Annotated in this window: 14 protein-coding genes; 4 read left to right on the forward strand and 10 right to left on the reverse strand. The window is 45.7% G+C overall.

What is annotated here, in order from left to right; translation table 11 throughout:
• Nucleotides 1–110 precede the first annotated feature (110 nt).
• The 5 genes from J3A84_RS06270 to J3A84_RS06290 all read right to left on the reverse strand — a co-directional run bounded on the left by J3A84_RS06270 (nt 111) and on the right by J3A84_RS06290 (nt 7,643).
• On the reverse strand, nt 111–2,690 hold the full coding sequence (locus tag J3A84_RS06270) for an FtsX-like permease family protein (RefSeq protein WP_207599148.1): 2,580 nt from the start codon (nt 2,688–2,690) through the stop codon (nt 111–113).
• 4 nt (nt 2,691–2,694) lie between these two features.
• Nucleotides 2,695–3,441: an ABC transporter ATP-binding protein gene (locus tag J3A84_RS06275; protein ID WP_207599149.1), complete on the reverse strand. Its 747-nt coding sequence runs from the start codon at nt 3,439–3,441 to the stop codon at nt 2,695–2,697.
• Nucleotides 3,438–4,154: a glycerol-3-phosphate acyltransferase gene (locus tag J3A84_RS06280; RefSeq protein WP_207599150.1), complete on the reverse strand. Its 717-nt coding sequence runs from the start codon at nt 4,152–4,154 to the stop codon at nt 3,438–3,440. Before J3A84_RS06280 ends, J3A84_RS06275 begins: the two co-directional genes overlap by 4 nt.
• A 16-nt stretch (nt 4,155–4,170) precedes the next feature.
• Entirely contained in the window at nt 4,171–6,465 is a 2,295-nt protein-coding gene (locus J3A84_RS06285) for a PEP/pyruvate-binding domain-containing protein (protein ID WP_207599151.1), read from the reverse strand.
• A gap of 260 nt (nt 6,466–6,725) precedes the next feature.
• A complete protein-coding gene (locus tag J3A84_RS06290) occupies nt 6,726–7,643 on the reverse strand; it encodes a tocopherol cyclase family protein (RefSeq protein ID WP_207599152.1) in 918 nt (305 codons plus the stop codon).
• Between the two features lie 253 nt (nt 7,644–7,896).
• On the opposite strand from J3A84_RS06290, the gene J3A84_RS06295 reads away from it, so the two are divergent.
• On the forward strand, nt 7,897–8,871 hold the full coding sequence (locus J3A84_RS06295) for a DUF1002 domain-containing protein (protein ID WP_207599153.1): 975 nt from the start codon (nt 7,897–7,899) through the stop codon (nt 8,869–8,871).
• A 210-nt stretch (nt 8,872–9,081) separates the two neighbouring features.
• Nucleotides 9,082–9,327, forward strand: coding sequence for a hypothetical protein (locus J3A84_RS06300; RefSeq protein WP_207599154.1), 246 nt, complete (start codon nt 9,082–9,084; stop codon nt 9,325–9,327).
• A gap of 100 nt (nt 9,328–9,427) precedes the next feature.
• Here the strand turns inward: J3A84_RS06300 and J3A84_RS06305 are convergent, their stop codons facing one another.
• The 3 genes from J3A84_RS06305 to J3A84_RS06315 form a co-directional block, all read right to left on the reverse strand.
• Entirely contained in the window at nt 9,428–9,901 is a 474-nt protein-coding gene (locus J3A84_RS06305; protein WP_207599155.1) for a gamma-glutamylcyclotransferase family protein, read from the reverse strand.
• Nucleotides 9,902–10,067: 166 nt separating this feature from the next.
• Nucleotides 10,068–10,379: a YbjQ family protein gene (locus J3A84_RS06310; RefSeq protein WP_207599156.1), complete on the reverse strand. Its 312-nt coding sequence runs from the start codon at nt 10,377–10,379 to the stop codon at nt 10,068–10,070.
• Entirely contained in the window at nt 10,360–10,593 is a 234-nt protein-coding gene (locus J3A84_RS06315; protein WP_207599157.1) for a hypothetical protein, read from the reverse strand. The genes J3A84_RS06310 and J3A84_RS06315 overlap by 20 nt, the downstream gene beginning before the upstream one ends.
• Nucleotides 10,594–10,855: 262 nt before the next feature.
• On the opposite strand from J3A84_RS06315, the gene J3A84_RS06320 reads away from it, so the two are divergent.
• Together J3A84_RS06320 and J3A84_RS06325 are read left to right on the forward strand one after the other, a co-directional pair.
• Nucleotides 10,856–11,740, forward strand: coding sequence for a GNAT family N-acetyltransferase (locus J3A84_RS06320; protein ID WP_207599158.1), 885 nt, complete (start codon nt 10,856–10,858; stop codon nt 11,738–11,740).
• Between the two features lie 299 nt (nt 11,741–12,039).
• The gene (locus tag J3A84_RS06325) at nt 12,040–13,527 is read left to right on the forward strand and encodes a flotillin family protein (RefSeq protein WP_242694053.1); all 1,488 of its coding nucleotides are present in this window, start codon (nt 12,040–12,042) and stop codon (nt 13,525–13,527) included.
• A gap of 282 nt (nt 13,528–13,809) precedes the next feature.
• On the opposite strand, the gene J3A84_RS06330 is transcribed toward J3A84_RS06325, so the two are convergent.
• Together J3A84_RS06330 and guaA are read right to left on the reverse strand one after the other, a co-directional pair.
• A complete protein-coding gene (locus J3A84_RS06330; protein ID WP_207599159.1) occupies nt 13,810–16,719 on the reverse strand; it encodes a TrlF family AAA-like ATPase in 2,910 nt (969 codons plus the stop codon).
• 614 nt (nt 16,720–17,333) lie between these two features.
• Nucleotides 17,334–18,866, reverse strand: coding sequence for a glutamine-hydrolyzing GMP synthase (gene guaA, locus J3A84_RS06335; RefSeq protein WP_207599160.1), 1,533 nt, complete (start codon nt 18,864–18,866; stop codon nt 17,334–17,336).

Genomic DNA, 18,866 nt, shown 5'->3' on the forward strand with positions numbered 1-18,866 from the left:
ACTGCACAGGTTTTCCCCATACAGTCATAACACTTCCTTTTACAGCATTTCATCGATACTTTTGCATCATCTTCTCTACCCTTTACCTTCAGGTTCTTCAATCACCCTGCTCACTCATAATGGATGGCAGAAAGCATCGGTGTTCTGGATGCTTTGACCGCAGGAAACAGAGCTGCCAGAAAAGCCGTCACAAGGGAGACCAGAATACTCATCCAGATGGCCTTCACAGGCATCATGAATTCCAGCTGATAGCCGGACATGGCCCCCATGGCCTGAAGAAGAATCCAGGTCAGAAGAATGCCCAGGAGAAGCCCCAAAGCCCCTCCGATGATTCCGAGAAGCCCTGCTTCCGACTCGATCATCTTCACAATCTGAAACCGGGTCATCCCCATGGTCCGAAGCATGCCGATTTCCCTGGTTCTTTCCATGACACTCATGGTGAGGGTATTGAGCACCCCAAGAGCCGCCACCATGACGGAAAGAACCCCCAGCACGTCAAACATGCCAAAAGCCTGGCTCATGAGCCGGTCCGCCAGCTCCTTCAGCGTCACATTGGATTCGATGAGAAAATCATAGTCGTCTCTGAAGGTCTCCTTCATCTCCGACGCCACCGCCGTCACATCGGATCCCTCCACGGTCTTCAGAGAAAAGCTGTTCCCTTCCCCGACGCCAAAGAAGGTTTCAAGGTCCGTGAGGTTTCCTGTGACCACAAGACCCTGGCTGGAAAAATCCAGCACAACGGCAGACACCTGAAACGCTCTGACGCCTTCCTGGGTTTTCAGTGAAATCTCATCCCCCGTCTGTACATCGTACTTGCTGGAAATCACTTCGGAAATGAGCAGGTAGCCCCCTTCTTTCAGCTGCTCCAGCACCTTCTCCTCCTCCACCTCCTCTTCCGTGAAGACAAATTTCGTCACTCTGCTGTAGGCTTCCGGATCGATGCCGATGAACGTCACGTCCTCCTCTTCCCCATCGTTTAACCAGACCACTGGATGGGCTGCAGAAGGAGATACCACCTCTACGCCAGAAATGGCTGCCATCTCCTCTCGGACATCCAAAGTCACGGGTATGGAAGAGTTTATGAAGATGTCTCCACCGAGGTAGGCATCCATCCATTCCATGAGATCCGCTTTGAAGGATCCCGTGATGCCCTGGGTGGCCACAATCATGGACACCCCGACCATCAGCGCCGCCACAGTGAGCATGGTTCTGTTCCTGGAGCGCTGAATGTTTCGGATGCCGATGTCTCCGATGCCACCGAAAAGCATCTTGAAGGGCCATTTCACAAGAACCTGCCAGAGGGAAAGGGTCACAGGAATCAGCAGGGTAGCACCCAGAAAAAGCATAAAGACCGTCATGCTGCCCAGCCTGAACTGCACATCATAGGGAAAGGGATTCCAGAGGAGAATGCCGATGGAAGCAGCCAGAAGAAGAAGGCCCGGAATCCATAGAAATCTCTCCATGGCTTTCTTTTTCTTCCCCTCGTTCTTTCTCATCGCTTCCAGGGGCGAGACTTTTCCTGCCTGGATGGCGGGAAGCACCGCCGATAAAAGCGTCACTGACAGCCCTACCGAGATGCTGAGGAGAATGAGCTTCGGTGCAAATCCGCCCTTTTCAATGGGGCTGCCCAGAATGTTCTCCATGATGCCCGAAAGTCCATCCGACAGCAGGATGCCCAGCAGCACTCCGAAAACAGAACCCAGAAGGCCCAGAAGAAGACCCTCGAAAAGAATCTGCCCGGTCATCTGCCCTCTGGTCATGCCCACACAGCGGAGCACGCCGATTTCCTTTTTCCGTTCCGCCACCGTCATGGACAAGGCGTTGTAGATGAGAAAGGCGCCTACAAACAGAGCAATGCCAGCCATGAAGTTCAGACTGATCTGATAACCACCCAGCATCTGACTGGTATCCTCTCCCTCTCTGCCGGGATAGTTCACTAGAACCCCATCCCCAAGCTCTGCCTGGAGTCTCTCCTTCAAATTCTCCAGTCCTTCTGTATTGCCCACCGGCTCTGAGGAAATAAGATCAATCCTGGTGATCCGGCCTTCCTTCCCCTGGATCTTCTGCCCATAGGCTAACGGAATGATACCGAACTTCCCGAGATTCGTCATGCCGGCTCCTTCCTTTAGAAGAAGTCCGGATACCAGCATCTCTTCCACCCCATGCTCCATCTGGATCCTGATTCGATCCCCGGTTCTGATCTCCTTCTCCATGGCATAATCATAGACGAGGAGAATCTTCGCCTCGTCCTCTGCCTGGAACATCTCTCCCTCCTTCAGGATATAGTCTCTCAGCTCCCGGTCTTCTGAAGGATGGATGGCATGCAAAGTGAACCCCTCCTGTCCCAGACCGGAGAAGCCTATGGATAGGGGTTCTTCCTCCTCTTCCCCGCTCCTTATGAGCGCTGTGGTTTCCAGGATGGAGACGGCGGTCTTCACTCCTTCCGTTTCTCTCACTTGAATCAGAACCTCTTCCTCCAGGGTCTCGCCCAGAGATGCACTGGCAATTTCCAGCTGCACTTTTCCTGATGTCCCTTCAAAGAATTCCGTCAGGGACTGAAAGGCCTTCTCATTCACGTGATTGATGGAGAAAATGGCGGCAACACCGATGATGATGCCGAAAAGAGTCAGAATGCTTCTGGATTTCCGTTTGTACATGGAACGCAGGGTCACAAGTCTTAAAAGCCTCATACCATCACTCCCAACTCTCTATTCGGCTGAGCACGCTTTTCACTTTCTTCTGCATGCTTCGGATGCCGGTAAGTGATATTTCTTCTCTGATTCTTCCGTCCTGAAGAAAAACCACCCTGTCCGCATGGGCTGCCGCCTTAGGGTCATGAGTGACCATGATGATGGTCTGATTAAGATCTCTGGAAAGCTCTCCCAGAAGCTCCATGACCTGATTCCCGGTTCTGGAGTCCAGATTTCCCGTGGGCTCGTCGGCCAGAAGCACCTTGGGCTGGGTGATCAGGGCCCGGGCAAGAGACACTCTCTGCTGCTCTCCACCGGAGAGTTCACTGGGCCGATGATCGGCCCGGTCCGACAGCCCTACCCTTAGGAGCAGCTCCTGGAGACGCTTTTCATGGTCTCTTGGTTTCTTCCCGTCAATGATGAGAGGCAGGAGGATGTTCTCTTTCGCACTGAGGGTCGGCAGAAGATTGTAGAACTGAAAGACGAAACCGATGTTTCGTCTGCGAAGAAGCGTAGCCTCCTGGTCCGATAGAAGGGACACCTTGATGCCTGCCAGGGTGATGTCGCCTCCACTGGGCTGGTCCAGTCCTCCCAGAAGATGAAGAAGGGTGCTCTTTCCGCTGCCGGAAGGCCCCATCACCGCAACGAATTCTCCCTCTTCCACCTGAAGGCTCACGCCATCCAGGGCATGGACGTTCTGCTTGCCGATTTCGTATATTTTCCTCAGATCACTGGCACTGAGCACGGTCATAGGGATCCCTTCCTTCCTGCTTCATTCTCCATATGTTTTCTTCTGGAAACATGCTTCATCATATTCACCACATGCTTCGTATCAAAACTGTAGCCAGCCTTTTTGTACCGGAGAAACTGCATCGTCTCCGGGAGCTGCCCCAGAAGATACAGAACCGTCATGGCCACAGCAAAGCCCGTTTCATAACTGAGCACGCCTTTGGTCATCATGAACCAGGGAATGGTCATGGCCACCCCTGCAAGAAACGTGAACACGGGAAACCTCATCCCGATGAGCATCCCGGACACCTGGGTCACCAGAAATCCCAGGGGACTTGCCGCAAGGATCATCCCCAGTGCAGAGGAATTTCCTCCTCCGCCCCGGAAGCCATGCCAGATGGGCCACAAATGACCAATCAGCACGAAGAGACCCAGGAGCAGATGGTAGGGCATTTCGGGATAAGCCACCTTAAGGAGCGCCATGGGGATGAAGGATTTCAGAAGATCCAGAGACATGGTCGTCAGTCCCCATTTCCTGCCCAGACCCATCATGACATTGGTCGCTCCTACGGCATGAGAGGTGATCGTCACCTCGCCGTCTGTGGACACGGTTCTGATCCGTGGGGGCTCTTCTCCCGGCCTCTTCCATGCGAAAATGAGCCGCGCAAAAGAAATGGAACCGATAAGGTAACCTGCGCCCCCAGCAAGGAGCAGAATCATGAATTCTTCCGTCATTTCGTATTCCTCCCCTTCACTGCTTTTCCACAAAGATGTTTCCGCTGTACCCATCCACTGTGACACGCATCCCATCCGGTATTCTGCAGGCACCCGGTACGGAAACCACTGCAGGAATCCGGTATTCTCTGGCTACAATGGAGCTGTGGGAGAGAATCCCTCCGGATTCGGCGATGACCGCTCCTGCTCTGGCAAAAAGCGGTGACCAGCCCACATCGGAATAGGGAATGATGAGAACATCTCCTTCCAGCAGTCTTTCAAAATCCGAAAAACCGTTCAGCACCCGTGCGGGTCCGCTGTATACACCAAGGGAGGTGGGAATGCCCCTGTAATCCTCACAGGTGTCCTCCTGGCAGGGTGGCTGCTCCTTCCCTACGATGATCTCCGGAACACTCCTCTTCTCATAGCCCGCAAGCTCTTCCTTCCGCTGCCTGACAAGCTCCTTCAGCGGAAGCGTCTTCTTCTCTTCGATGAGCTCCACCAGCTCCTTCCAGTAGAGATAGTAGACATCCTCCTGATCCTCCAGGAGCCCTTCTTTGGCCAGCGCACTTCCGATCTTCACGAAGACATTTCGGAACTGTCCATAGCCGAAGGTGTAGAGAGAGCTGATGGATTCGCGCAGCACCGCATAGCGACTGGTTCTTCTGTAGAATACGCCATAGAGGCCTCTCTTGCCCATGGGCAGCTTCAGTTCATCAAACCGCATTCTTTCGTCTTCCTTCAGCGGTTCCGCTGCCATTTCAACCATTTTCAGGATCAGCTCCGGCGTTTCCCGCCACGGAATCTTCGAGCAGTCATTGCCACTGTCACTGAAGTGCCCGAATCGTTCCAGGAAGACGGAAATGTCCTTTTCCAGATTCTCTTTCTCCTCTATCGTCAAGGAGGCTTTGGGCAGCTGGTATTTCTTCTTGAGCTCTGTCAGATGGTAATGGGGGCTGTACTTGTTGGCCGCATCCTCCACCCCTTCAAGAAGGAGGTTACGGATGTCATAGCCTTGCTTTCTGAGAAACCCTGCCAGCATTCTGTGATGCATCATCAGCTCCATGGGTAGCATGATATTGAAATAGGCCACATCCTCCGTTTCTTCAGAAATCCTTCTTGCGATCATAAGATCCTCGTCCAGGGAGCCGCTTCGGCTAAGCTCCTCCCTGATGTCCTCGTAGACCTTCCATTTCAAAGGCTCCATTTTCCGGTATCTTTTTTCTGCCGTCAGAAAGCTTCTCGAGATTTTCACAAATCCAGGCAGCCTTTTCACAGCCTTCATACCAGGTTTCATGTGGGGCTTTCTGGGACCATCCTGTTCCAGTCCCAGCAGAAGCTCCAGCCCTTCATAGGGAATACCCAGGCTTTCAAAGACCTGCCCGAAAAGAGCCATATTGAAGTAGGCTCGTCCATAGTAATAGCCTGTGAGCGTTTCCGGGTTTATGCCGGTATCCCCTGTGAGCTGTACCAGAATCTGCGTCCAGATCTTATTGATCATGGTCGTGTTCACGGACCACACCAGGGGCTTGATGATGCCTGGAAGCATTTCTTTGGTGATGCGGTTGGAATAAATGGGGATATCCAGCTGGGTGATGGGACGCACCTGGAGAAAATAGAGCCTTTCCCCGTCGTGAGCCCATTCCAGATCCACGGGTTTCCCATAGGATTTCGCAAGGTTATGGGCGTGCTCAGCCAGTTCTTTCGCGAAGGATTCCGTGATGATGTGCTCCTCCGGCTTTTCGATCCAGTTGCCCCATTTGGACACCCATCGCTCCGGACTCGTCCTGGCCCGCACCTGCTCATCGCCGTTTCCTTCTCCAGCTTCAATGATGATCTCAGACAGACCGGTGATGGGATTTTTGGAAAAAATAACCCCAGACGTTCTGGCATCGACCATTTCCTGAATGATCACCGCCATAAGAATCGACTGGGTGTCTATATGGTTGGTCACGCAGTAGGCCCGAAGCTTCTCCTCATACAAGGACTGCCAGACCTTCATGATAGAGGTGATGATTTCCTCTTCTCCCCGCACATTAAGATAGCTCTGAAAAAGACCAGCACAAGAAAACTCGCTGTGGTCTTCTATGGATGCAGACGAGCGAACCGCATAGACCTTATCCGGCTGTATGTATCCTCTGAGCTCCTCACGGATCTCCATAAGAACCGATTCTCCCAGAAGGAGATAGTCCGATAGCGCATCCCAGCTCAGGACACATCCTTTGGGTACAGCATAGTTTTTTCGGATCAGATAGCGCAGGTTACTGGACTTGGATCCTCCTTTGATTCCGATGGAAGAATCCTCCAGGGCATACAGGTACTTCTCTCTCATTGGGATCCCCTCATTTTTATTTACATTAAATCTTTGCATCGGATTATATTACAACAAATATGATTGCATAATCGGTTTATGTATTATTCGACATAACCCTATTCTATTCTATAGCTGTATTATAAACCCTGCTGGTTATTCTCACTACACAGCCGAATAACTTTGACAAAATATTCATAACGTTTCCATATTATCCATGTCATGTGAAAAAATATCAGGGCTTCCACTCCAGATGAAGCGAAAACCCTGATTATAGAGTTCTAATAGTGCACATCTATGGATGCCCTTTCGGTTTCAAGGAGAATCAGATCCTTTCCGTTTTTCTGAAGACGCACATCCATTCTCCCATCCAGAGATTCCTTGATCTTCGCCTTCATTTCTCCATGGTGCGGAGAGGCCAGCGCCAGAGGATGAGCCTGCTTTGCCCGGATAACCACGCTGTATGCCCCTTTGGTGAGGACAGCCACAAAGGAGTCCTCCCGCACTTTGAAGCGACGCATCCTGCTTCCCTCTATGCTGGAGAATCTGTATTCTTCTCCTTCATGATGAAGCACGAGAAAGAACCCTTTGGCGTGCTTTCCCAGGACAGGCACCGTGGCATAGCTGAAGGCCACGGAGCTTTTTTCCCAGTCATTGGCCTGGACCCATACATATTCTCTGGGAAAACCTGTTCCCCAGTCCTTCTCCATGTACCCGGGGGCCTGTTCCACTGTCCAGTTTCTTTCTCCGATCCGGAGGTTCCCGTTGACCTCATGGTCCATGCTGATGATGGCATGGTTGCATTCATTTGGAAAGGGCGTTAGCCATCCCATGATGCCAGGTTTCAGAAAAGATGTTCGGATAGGTGTGAATCTGCTGAAGTAGAATGTGCCTTTCACCGGATTTCCATTCAGTATAAAATCCAGAACCATCTCCTTTTCCGACAGACTGTTCTTTCCAATCCGAAGAACGAAGGGATCCTTCTCGAAGGAGAAGGTCTCTATGGGATAGCGGATATAAGACGTCTTCTGATCCAGGCTGCTGGTGAACTGTAGAAAAGCATGCCGGGTCTCTTCATGGGTCGTATAGCCCCATATGACGGAAAACATCAGATCGTTTTTCCGGTCATCCACTTTACAGAACCATCCCTCAAAAGCGTCTTTTTTCTTCATCCCTACCCTGATTCCGAACTGATTCATGCTGCACCTCGTTTCTTTGCACTGATTTTTTTCATTATCTCATGAATCGGAAGATGATGCATCGGTTTATCACGCTTCGTTCTCAAATTTCTTAAGCAGGCAAAAAAGACAGCGCAGCAGTTCTGAAAAAGGAAGCATCTGAGACTTATGAAATATTAAAGCATTCTACACCAGAACTTAAGAACTCTGTGCTATCCTTTGACCTATAAGCATAATCGCCAATCACAAAAACGATACCTAAAAGGAGTATGATATGATGAAACTAAAAATCGGAAATAAGAAGACATGGACCCCTCTCCTGGCCATCATGATGGTTATGGCCCTCTCTTTCTCCTTCCTGGCAGAAAAGAAGGCTTATGCCTCTGAGCTCACCCAGCCGGTGTTCGCCTACGGGGAAAGCCTGACGGATGCGGAAAAGGCTTCCACCGCAGATCTTCTTGATACAAGTGAGAATGCAACGGAAATCGAAGTGAGGATCGATGAGCTGAACGATATCCTGCATAACGACTATGACTACTATCAGGTCTATTCCTCCGTATATCTTGAACCTGCCGACACCAATGAAGGGGTCAACGTGGAAATCATCACCCCACAGACCATCACGAAAATCACCCCTGCCCAGTATCAGAACGCCGCCATCACAGCAGGCGCTGTGAATCTCAACATCAGAATCGCCTCCGTGAAAGCGGTGGATGGTTCCGGTGCACTGGCTGGTGTCTACAAAGCCTTCAGCGATGCCAATGTGGAGCTTCCGGAGGAGAACATCGTCGCCGCCCAGGAAGAACTGGAGGAGACCTCCGACATCAGTGAAGAAAACGAAGGAAAAGAAGGATTCTCAGATGATCTTCTGAACGCAGCCATTGCGGAAATCAAAGCCCAGATCCAGAAGGAAAAAGACGACAACAATGGTGAGATTTCAGAGACTACCATCATCAGCATCGTGAATACCGTCATCAACAACTATAATCTGGGTGATGTGCTCACAGAAGAAAACAAGCAGAGACTCATCGATCTCATGGGCAAGTTCTCCGAGCTGGAGTTCACCGATGAGCAGAAAGAAGCCATCAAGGATTTCGGAAAGAACCTCATTGAAGAAGGCGGAGACCTTCTGGAGGATGTGAAATCCACCTGGGATGGTCTGGATGATGAAGTAAAGACCGGCATCACAGGCTTCTTCAAGGACCTCATGGAATCCATCGCCGATTTCTTCAGAGGACTCTTTTCCTGACCTGAAACAGACCGATCACCCCACAGGGAGAAGCGATGCGCTTCTCCTTTTCCTTTGCCCGAAACCCTTTGGAGTCCTCTCCCCTGTCGGAACTACAGAACATGAACCCGCACAATTGAAATTCACAAGGATTTCATAATATTCACACTTAAGGCCGAGGATATTCATTTTCAGATGATACAATGAAAAAAAGGAAAGGAGCGGATGAGCATGAAAAGTGAAGCTCTTTACAAGATCATCGGAGGAATCGTCGGGTTTGTCGTCGGCATCATAGCCGGCGGTTATCTGGGCCTGGTTCTTGGCGGAACGCTTCTGGGTGGATTTGACATCTATGAATCCATCGGCATGGAAGGCTATGAACTGACCACCTACATCGGTGCGCTCATCGGTGCTGTGGCCTTTGCCCTATGGGGCATTCGCATAGCCATGAAGCTTTCCGCACCAAAAGAAAAATAACAGCGGAATCAGAATTCTCTTCTGGTTCTGCTGTTATTTTTGTCTGCACGCTCAGGATGCCCAGTGAAGTCTTGCCCATACCGGATATAGCTTCTGAACTTCATTCAATCTCCATCTTCCGGATACTCTTCTCCAGGGCTTCCAGTATATAGACCACATCGAATCCGAATCTTCTGTATCCTTCGATGACTGTCTGAAGATAATCACTGCTTGGCAGATTGTATGCACGGTTGTCCTCGTATTCCTTTCTCATGACGTAGGCCATGGCATGGACCACGCCCCCGTCTTCCGTTTTCACCGGCAGGTCCACTTTGTCATACATGAGGGGATACTCCTCATACTCATCCAGGGAGACTTCATCTTCAGGCGTGAGCCGCCATAGTCCCACCGGAACCATGGAGCCTTCTTTCCTTTCAATGGTCAGAAAAGCATTCTTCTCTTCCCCTTTGAAGAGGAGACAGTAATCCGATAGCATGCCTTTTCCTATGACTTCCCCATCCGGACATCTCTTTTTCATATCGTCCACATTCAGATTGGACCCGTAGGCCAGGCTGATGGTCCACTTTTCATTCATCTCCACACTTCTCCTTCCCTGCTCCACTGTTCCAGAAGATTTTTCATTATCATAGCACAGCTTCCTTTTCCTCTGCAATGTGGAGGAAGTGAACACTTCATGAAACTGTCTCCTTCCACAAAAATGGATGCGCCGGAGAAAGGGGCGACACAACCACCCGGACTCTTTATCTGAACTTCACCGCAGTTCCATAGGCTATGACTTCGGCCGCCCCTGTCATCACTGCAGCAGAGGAATACCGGATGTTCACCACAGCATCTGCCCCCAGTGCAGTAGCCTCTTCCACCATTCTTTTTGTCGCCAGAGCCCTGGCGTCATTCATCATTTCATTGTATGCCTTCAGTTCACCACCAACAAGAGTCTTAAACCCCTGGGAAATATCTCTCCCCAGATTTTTCGACTGAATGGTGCTTCCTTTGACGATGCCGAGCATCTCCAGCTCTTTTCCCGTGATGTAATCAGTATTTACTAAGATCATCTTCTTCTCCCCCTTTGATTTCACGAATTCTTTCCAGCAGCATATATGAGATCAACCCAATGAACCCCGCAGGAACAAGCAGCAGCAGTATTTTCAGAAGAAACGGTATTTCTTCTCTGGTAGACCAGCCCATCCACATATAGAAGATGAAATAACAGATCACGAGAACCGTGATCACGACTGGTGCGACCATTTTCTTCCTGTGTTTTTTCATGTGAATCCCCCCAATCAGTATCCTACAGAATCATTATATATCATTAGCGCATGCATGGTATAGTTTTACTTCATAATCCGAGCAATTAATTTCTGAAGTCCATGGATGACTCTACTCAGTACAAAGAAAGATTCGAAAGAGCGGAACGGATCCCACTGCTTCTGTCAGCCTCTCAGAGGAGCGAACACGGATATCATTTCCACTTTCCATATATTCACAATAGTTTTATAATAGCCTTAACAAATCAAGGAGAGTGATGTCCATGCCCCTGACTTTTCGAAATTACAGACTGCTGTCAGATTTTGAACCTGTAAGCCGATTTCTTCGGGAAAACTTCGGCCGGTATATGCGAAACGGCATTATCCCTCAACCCTACTTCGAGTATGCCCATACACATCCCTATTTCGACCATAAACTGACCCATCGCTTCGGACTCTGGGAAGATGATGAAGGAATCGCCGCTGTAGCCTGCTATGAAATGAATATAGGGGAAGCACTACTTCTCACAAGACCGGACCTCTCGCACCTGAAACCCATGCTGCTTGATTACGCGGAAGAAGAACTGGCGAAGATAGAGGAAGACGGCAAGAGGATGCTCACGGTTTATGCTTTTGGCTATGAAGAGAAGCTCACCAATGAACTGATACGCAGAGGCTATGAGAAGAGCTATGTGGAGGAAATCACGGTTTTCGACTATGCCAGGGGTTTCCGGGAAACCGCCTTGCCCGAAGGGTTTACGATCGTTTCTCTGGAAGAGGACAACGACTTCAGAAAAATCAACCATGTGCTCTGGAAGGGCTTCGACCACGGGGATGAGCCCGATGACGATCTGGATGGTCGCAGACTCATGCAGAGCGGCCCTCACTTCAGCAAGGAGCTCACCACCATCATCAAGGCACCCGATGGGGAGTACGCCTGTTATGCCGGCATGTGGGTGGATGGGGTCAATGACTTCGCCTATCTCGAGCCCCTGGCCACAGACCCGAAATACAGAAGAATGGGACTGGCCTCCATCGCCCTCACCGAAGCCATGAAAAAGACCGTGAAATACGGCGCCACCTACTGCTTTGGGGGAAACAGGGAGTTCTACCATGCCATGGGCTTCGAGACGGTGACGACTCGTGAATACTGGAAGAAGACCTGGTAAGGCTTTCTCCTGCAGGCCTTCGAAGGAGAAAGGCTGATCGTCACGTATGACCAGCTCCATGAAGTCAATATATTCTATTATGTTCTGTAAAAGATTGTATCTATATGATTATCTTGATATAATATATACAATCCGCTTAATGAATATTTTTAGAATTCAAGAAAAATACAGATCAGACAGACAAACCCAAGTCCGTATCTTTTTGGATATGGACCTGGGTTTTCACTTTCGGTATGAAATGCAGGGTCTCCGATCATGCATGCATATATAATAAGATCAAATTTGAAGGAGTGTTGTACATGCCGTTCGAACTAATTGCTGGTATCTTAGCTGCAATCGTCTTTATTCTCATCCTGATGACAGGGTATGTGAAGGCCAGTACCGATGAGATGATCATCATCTCGGGTTACAAGCGAAACCCCAAATATATCACAGGTAGAGCCACCATCAAGTTCCCCTTTCTTGAAAGAAAGGACAGACTGACCCTGCAGGTGGTCAAGATTGACGTCAAGACCGAGAAACCTGTTCCAACCAATGAATTCATTGATGTCTCCGTGGATTCCGTCGTCGTCGCTAAAATATCCGACGATCCGGAACTGGTGAAGCTGGCTTCCCAGAACTTCCTGAACAAGAACGAAGACTATATCATGAATATGGTCATGGATGTACTGGAAGGTAACATCAGAGAAATCATCGGTACCATGACCCTGCGTGACATGATTTCCGACAGACAGGCCTTTGCCGACAAGGTGCAGAAGAATGCCGTACCGGACATGCAGAAGATGGGTATCGAAATCGTATCCTTCAATGTGCAGAACTTCTGGGACGAAAACGGCATCATCGCGGATCTGGGTGTGGAGAACACCGCACGAATCAAAAGAGATGCTTCCATCGTGAGAGCGGAATCCGAAAGAGATGTGAAGATCGCTCAGGCGAAGGCCAACAAGCAGTCCAACGACGAAGAAGTAAAATCCATGCAGGAGATTGCGGAGAAGCAGCACGAACTGGACATCAAGATCGCAGAGCTGAAGCAGAGCGCGGACACAAAAAAAGCGGAAGCGGATGCAGCTTATGAGATTCAGAAAGAGAATCAGAGAAAACTCATAGAGATCGCATCGGCCAACGCGAACCTGGCCAGACAGGAAAAGGAAATCGAACTTCAGGAAAGAGAAGTACGGATCGAAGAGCAGAGACTGGATGCACAGATCAAGAAGAAGGCTGAAGCGGAAAGCTACGCCAGAGGAAAGATCGCAGATGCTGAGCTTTATGAGACAACGAACAAGGCGAAAGCCGAGATTGAAAAAGCGAAAGCGGACAGAGTCGCTAAAGAAGAAGAAGCTATCGGTATCAAGGCCATCAACCTGGCTGAAGCAGAAGGTATCAAGGCCAAGGGACTGGCTGAAGCGGAAGGTATCGACAAGAAGGCTGAAGCCATGGCTAAGATGAAGGAAGCTGCGATTCTTGAAATGTTCTTTGATGCTCTGCCTGAAATCGCAAAGAATGTAGCAAGCCCACTGAATAATGTGGACAGCATTACCATGTACGGTTCAGGAAACACCGCTAAAATGGTGGAAGACATCACGAAAGCCACCACTCAGGTCACCACCGGACTATCCGATGGTCTGGGCTTTGATGTAAGGTCCATGCTGGCAGGATTCCTGGGTGGGAACATCGGCAGCAAGTTGACCACAAAAGAGCTTAGCGAGGAGACACTGAATAAACTAAAAGAAACATCAAGCCTTGTGATTAAGGATAATGAAGTAGATGAAAATAAGGCAGAAGAATAAAAAGATTCCTTTCTTATGTAATTCATTGATAGAAAAAGAGATAATAAAACCGCTGGTTTGGCCAGCGGTTTTATTGTAATTTCATAACTAACATCAAAACAAGGGCTTTGGGAGATTACAGCAACATCATCACAAACTCATCATGTATCAACTCAACAAGTTCGTTCAAAATAATGAACTTCATTTTCGTAAAAATTAACCTCCACTACAAACATACTTTCTATCTTTACACTTCTTAGAGTAACAATAGCTGTCAAAATATCTTTTCCAAGAAATCTCAAATTAGTTATTTGATGAAAAGTGTATTCCCTTATACTTTGATGTTCGTAAATCAAATGCAGGCATTGTACCTTCCAAAACATCTACAATCTTTTCTTTAATAGACTGTTCTTCAATTGGTCCTTCAAAATATATAATCTGATTTCCAGTATTCTCACTGTGAATGATTAACTCTGAGTCACATGCAATCGCTAGATTCGGATTATGTGTGATTAGAATAACTTGTCTATTTTTTTTTGCTTCTAAGACACATGGAACCAACTTATCAAATACAGATTGATTATCCAAATTATCTTCAGGCTGATCAATTACCAAAGGCTTTTCCTCTTGATCTAATGCCAAATAAAATATCAATAATACAGAACCTTTTTCTCCAGGTGATAACTGTTCGAGTTCCTTTTCTCCCATTTTCAACGAAAATCCCACATTTAGATACGACAGAGATGTAATAAAATCATAGTATTCTTGTCTCTTCTTTACCAGCTGATCCGCTTTATCTTCTTCGATTGATATTGCATTCAATAATTCGTCAACTAACGAATATGCACCACCAAACTCTGAAATATCAAATGATCTAATTAATGATTCAACGTATTCTTTGCCTTCACTTCTACCTCTGAATTTTGACTGGATACTCTGATTGATATAGAACAATGTGTTTAAAGAAAACTCTGTATCTACAGATATTGAAGCCTTAAACCTGACCTTATCCTTGATATTTTTTAAAACAACATCCAGTTTACTTTCTATAGGCTGGTAAATTTCATCCAATATTGCTTTCTTTTCTAATAACACATTGAATAATTCTTCAATTTTTGTTTTTCTAATATTTACTAACTCATGTAGATCTTCATTAAGTTTATCAACAAGATAATTATATTCTGCTTGAGCATAAGTGAGAGATGACTGTGTCAACTCATCACCGTATATTTTATTTCTTTTTTCTGTCCATGAGTTCAATTCATCTAAGTATCTCTGATAGAGCATTTGAGGTCTACCCAGAATTTCCTTGATTCTATTGATTTGAATCTCAAGAATGTAATTCTTATGATGCAAAGATACTGCCAAATCATAGTCTGCATTAATTTCATCATCACTACTTGCTTGATAATCCTTCATATCAAATTGTTCTGTAACAAGTTTACTTTTTTCTGTTATCAATTGATTAGCGAGATCAATCCGAAGATTTAATCCATCTAACTTATTAATTAACTCAATCTCAATTTTCGGAATAATTGAATACTTCTCAGATATTTGTTGACCGGTATTTTGGAGTTCTAGAATCCTCTCTAGCTCAAAACTTATATCACTTTTATAATTAGTTAATTCTTCAATACAAACTCTCTCATCCCTTATCACGTTTTGATTGTTTCGAATCAATTCTTTGTTGTCATGTATATTAGAATTATATTTTTCTATAAGATTAATTTCATTTTGCTTATTATCATTATCTGACGGTTTAATAACAGGAACTGGCTTATTTGCATCATGCCTCTTCAGCTCATTTTTCCAAAAATCAAAATTATCTTTACATTGTTTTTTGTAGGAAGTTGCTCTTTTCCGTTCAAGATTAATAATTTCTCCATTAATTGAAGATATTTCCGTTTTTATTTGTTCTGCTCTTTTAAGAAGTGCTACTTGCTTATTATCTATTAATTCTTTTAGATTCTTTGCATTATCTCTGTTTTCTTGGTCCACATACGAAAATATTACACTATTAATTTCATTCTGAAATTTTTCATCCAAGCTATTACATGTCTCTTCGATGTATCGCTGTGGTAAATATTTTATAAGCGGTACTCCTTGTCCTTCTCTGACTAAGGAAAAGTCTGATGCTTTATTTAATTCCCCATCGACCCAAATAACCTCTCCTTCATAATCGAGATTATATTTTTTATCTTCTTTTGCAAATCTTTGTTTCGATAGAAACGAGAAGTCCTGTTGATTACTTGATTTCCCTATATACCCCAATAGATCGGCAAAAGCACTTTTACCACTTCCTTTATTTCCAATCACTGTGGTAAGTCCAACATTTAAACAGATATTGTAATTAAACCACGTATCAATATTACGAGAGTTATTCTTCTTCTTGACGGAAATTTCAGAAATATATTTCTCAGGATTTTTTCTTAAACTTGCTACTTTGGGAGGCTCTACCCCAATGAAAACTCTTTCTTTCGGATGAATGATAGCTTGCTTTAAACCATTGAAAGTAGGATTCGCTTTAATCCATAAATAATCCTTAATCGAATAATCCCTAGGGTCATGATTATCAGAGCATACGATGACGGGTCTTGCTTTGATTTTCTTAAAGACATACTCCCTGTAGTTTATTTCATCTTGCTTTTTAGAACCTTCAAAAATATCAACAGTTTCAGCATATTCTGTTTTGATAGCCATATTTATTGGTAACGCATTGCTAATTACTTCATCTAGTCCATTAGCTTTTTTACCTGTGTGAATACTAATGATTCCATCATGATTTTTCGCAAAATCAATAATATCATTATAATCCCAATATATAGTATCATTATCGCTTAGCTTTGGTTTTGATTTTTGACGTATCATTATTGATTCAAAATCTTGTGATAGTTCTTCAATATTAATACCTTCATCGAAAATTAATATTACATGGATGTTAGCTCCACCTTTATCAGTCCGTAACTCTACCCCAGGAAATATTGTAATCTTCTTTTCTGTGAGTTGTTTTAGTTTTTTTATTCTTTCCGCATCAATTTTGAAATGATCACTGATTACTACAGCTGAAAAAGCATGCTCCTCCCAAGCTTTTACAAGCAATTCATCTGAATCTGCTCCTTTGTACTTGTAGTCATAAGATGACGCAGTATGAACATGCAAGTCCCATTTCCCCCAATTAGATCCCTTATCCTTAAATTTCCTTTCGTTAATCATTATTATCAACACCCCTTTTAATAGAATTACATCCTCAAATATGAAGACTTTTTTCTTCTCTTCTAGACCTCATTTACATATATCATTATCATATGCATACTTATCATCTTAATTTCGATTATATTTAATTAAATCTCTAACTTAGGCTATATGTAGTTTGATGTTTTATCGTTCTAATTCTTTGTACAAATGTAAGGAAAAATTATTCAATCAAAAGCACTGCTTCATACACACCTAGCACTTACAGTTGAATTACATTAATTACTCAAATATATTTAATTAAGACACATGTATAAGAATCATTCTCATGAATCGATTATATACTTATCCATCATGAACATGCAATATTTTAATTATATCAAATATTTAATTTAATGCATCTTCTATTTTTCTAATATAATATCCTACTACATACCTCTTATCCTTTATCAACTTGTAGGATTGGATTAAAAATCATATTATTAAACGAATAAGCAGCTAATTTACAAACGTATAAAAGTCCAAGAATATTACATTATCCTACATAATGATAAAGTGTCTATGATATCTTATTTGAAGAAATCATAGACACTTTATTTTTCTCTTTCAATATATTACCGGGTATAATGTCTGCTTTACTCCCACTCTATGGTTGAGGGTGGCTTACTGGTAATATCATACACGATTCTATTGACCCCAGGCACTTCATTGACGATTCTTCTTGAAACGATATCCAGGACCTCATAAGGTATTCTGGACCATTCGGAAGTCATGCCGTCTGTGGAATTCACCGCACGTAGTGCAATCAGATGGGAATAGGTTCTTCCATCTCCCATGACTCCTACGCTTCTTACGTTAGGAAGTGCTGCAAAATACTGCCAGATGGTTTCATCCAGATTGTGCTTTGCAATCTCCTCTCTGAAGATATGGTCTGCTTCTCTCACGATTTCAAGCTTTTCTTCCGTCACTTCTCCCAGCACTCTGATGCCAAGACCAGGACCTGGGAATGGTTGCCTGTAGACCAGGTCATGAGGTATGCCAAGCTCTTCTCCAAGTACTCTTACCTCATCTTTGAAAAGCTCTCTTAGAGGCTCTATGAGCTCAAATTCGATATCCTCTGGAAGCCCCCCCACATTATGGTGACTCTTAATCACCTGTGAAGTGTCTGTACCGGACTCCACCACATCAGGATAAATGGTTCCCTGAACCAGATAATCGATCTTTCCAAGTTTATTGGATTCTTCCTCAAATACTCTGATGAATTCCTCGCCGATGATCTTACGCTTTCTTTCTGGGTCTTCCACCCCTTTGAGCTTTCCAAGGAATCTGTCCTTGGCATTGACGCGGATGAGATTCATCTTGAAACGCTCTCTGAAGATTCTCTCCACATCGTCTCCCTCATTCTTTCTCAGAAGACCATGGTCCACGAAGATACAGGTGAGATCATCTCCGATGGCCTTATGCACAAGCACTGCAGCCACAGAGGAGTCCACTCCGCCGGAAAGAGCGCACAGCACTTTCTTTCCGTTGGCCACTTTTCTGATCTCCTCAATCTTCTGCTCTCCAAAGTCCTTCATCTCCCAGGTTCTTTCTCCCTGGCAGACTTTATGGATGAAATTGGAAAGAATCTCTTCTCCCAGAACGGAGTGCTTCACCTCAGGATGGAACTGAAGACCATAGAGCTTTCTCTCGTTGTTCTCCATGGCAGCCACCTTGCAGTCTCTTGTGGTTGCTACTACGCTGAAGCCTTCCGGCACCGCCACCACTTCATCCTGATGACTCATCCATACGGTGGACTTCTCGTCCAGTCCCTGGAACAGGGTGCTCTGCACATCAAACTCGATGTCCGTTTTTCCATATTCCTTGATGGTGCCGGTCTTCACCTGTCCACCCAGCTTATGGGTCATGAGCTGATGTCCGTAGCAGATGCCAAGAACCGGAATACCCAGATTGAAGATTTCCTCTGAAATGGTCATGGAGTTTTCGTCATAGACGGAATTGGGTCCTCCTGTGAGAATGATCCCGATGGGATTTCTTTCTCTGATTTCAGAGATGGGTGTCTTGGATGAAATCAGTTCGCTGTAGATGCCAGCTTCTCTGACTCTTCTTGTGATCAGCTGATTGTACTGACCACCAAAATCGATGACGAGTATCATATTATCTTCCAT

The sequence above is a fragment of the Proteiniclasticum aestuarii genome (genome assembly GCF_017368455.1).
Classification (GTDB): Bacteria; Bacillota; Clostridia; order Clostridiales; family Clostridiaceae; genus Proteiniclasticum; species Proteiniclasticum aestuarii.

Coding starts and splice junctions, on each gene's coding strand:
- J3A84_RS06275 (WP_207599149.1), bottom strand. CDS start 3,441: ATGACCGTGCTCAGTGCCAGTGATCTGAGGAAAATATACGAAATCGGC.
- J3A84_RS06325 (WP_242694053.1), top strand. CDS start 12,040: ATGCCGTTCGAACTAATTGCTGGTATCTTAGCTGCAATCGTCTTTATT.
- J3A84_RS06315 (WP_207599157.1), bottom strand. CDS start 10,593: ATGAAAAAACACAGGAAGAAAATGGTCGCACCAGTCGTGATCACGGTT.
- J3A84_RS06285 (WP_207599151.1), bottom strand. CDS start 6,465: ATGAGAGAGAAGTACCTGTATGCCCTGGAGGATTCTTCCATCGGAATC.
- J3A84_RS06330 (WP_207599159.1), bottom strand. CDS start 16,719: ATGATTAACGAAAGGAAATTTAAGGATAAGGGATCTAATTGGGGGAAA.
- J3A84_RS06300 (WP_207599154.1), top strand. CDS start 9,082: ATGAAAAGTGAAGCTCTTTACAAGATCATCGGAGGAATCGTCGGGTTT.
- J3A84_RS06280 (WP_207599150.1), bottom strand. CDS start 4,154: ATGACGGAAGAATTCATGATTCTGCTCCTTGCTGGGGGCGCAGGTTAC.
- J3A84_RS06320 (WP_207599158.1), top strand. CDS start 10,856: ATGCCCCTGACTTTTCGAAATTACAGACTGCTGTCAGATTTTGAACCT.
- J3A84_RS06290 (WP_207599152.1), bottom strand. CDS start 7,643: ATGAATCAGTTCGGAATCAGGGTAGGGATGAAGAAAAAAGACGCTTTT.
- guaA (WP_207599160.1), bottom strand. CDS start 18,866: ATGGAAGATAATATGATACTCGTCATCGATTTTGGTGGTCAGTACAAT.
- J3A84_RS06270 (WP_207599148.1), bottom strand. CDS start 2,690: ATGAGGCTTTTAAGACTTGTGACCCTGCGTTCCATGTACAAACGGAAA.
- J3A84_RS06310 (WP_207599156.1), bottom strand. CDS start 10,379: ATGATCTTAGTAAATACTGATTACATCACGGGAAAAGAGCTGGAGATG.
- J3A84_RS06295 (WP_207599153.1), top strand. CDS start 7,897: ATGATGAAACTAAAAATCGGAAATAAGAAGACATGGACCCCTCTCCTG.
- J3A84_RS06305 (WP_207599155.1), bottom strand. CDS start 9,901: ATGAATGAAAAGTGGACCATCAGCCTGGCCTACGGGTCCAATCTGAAT.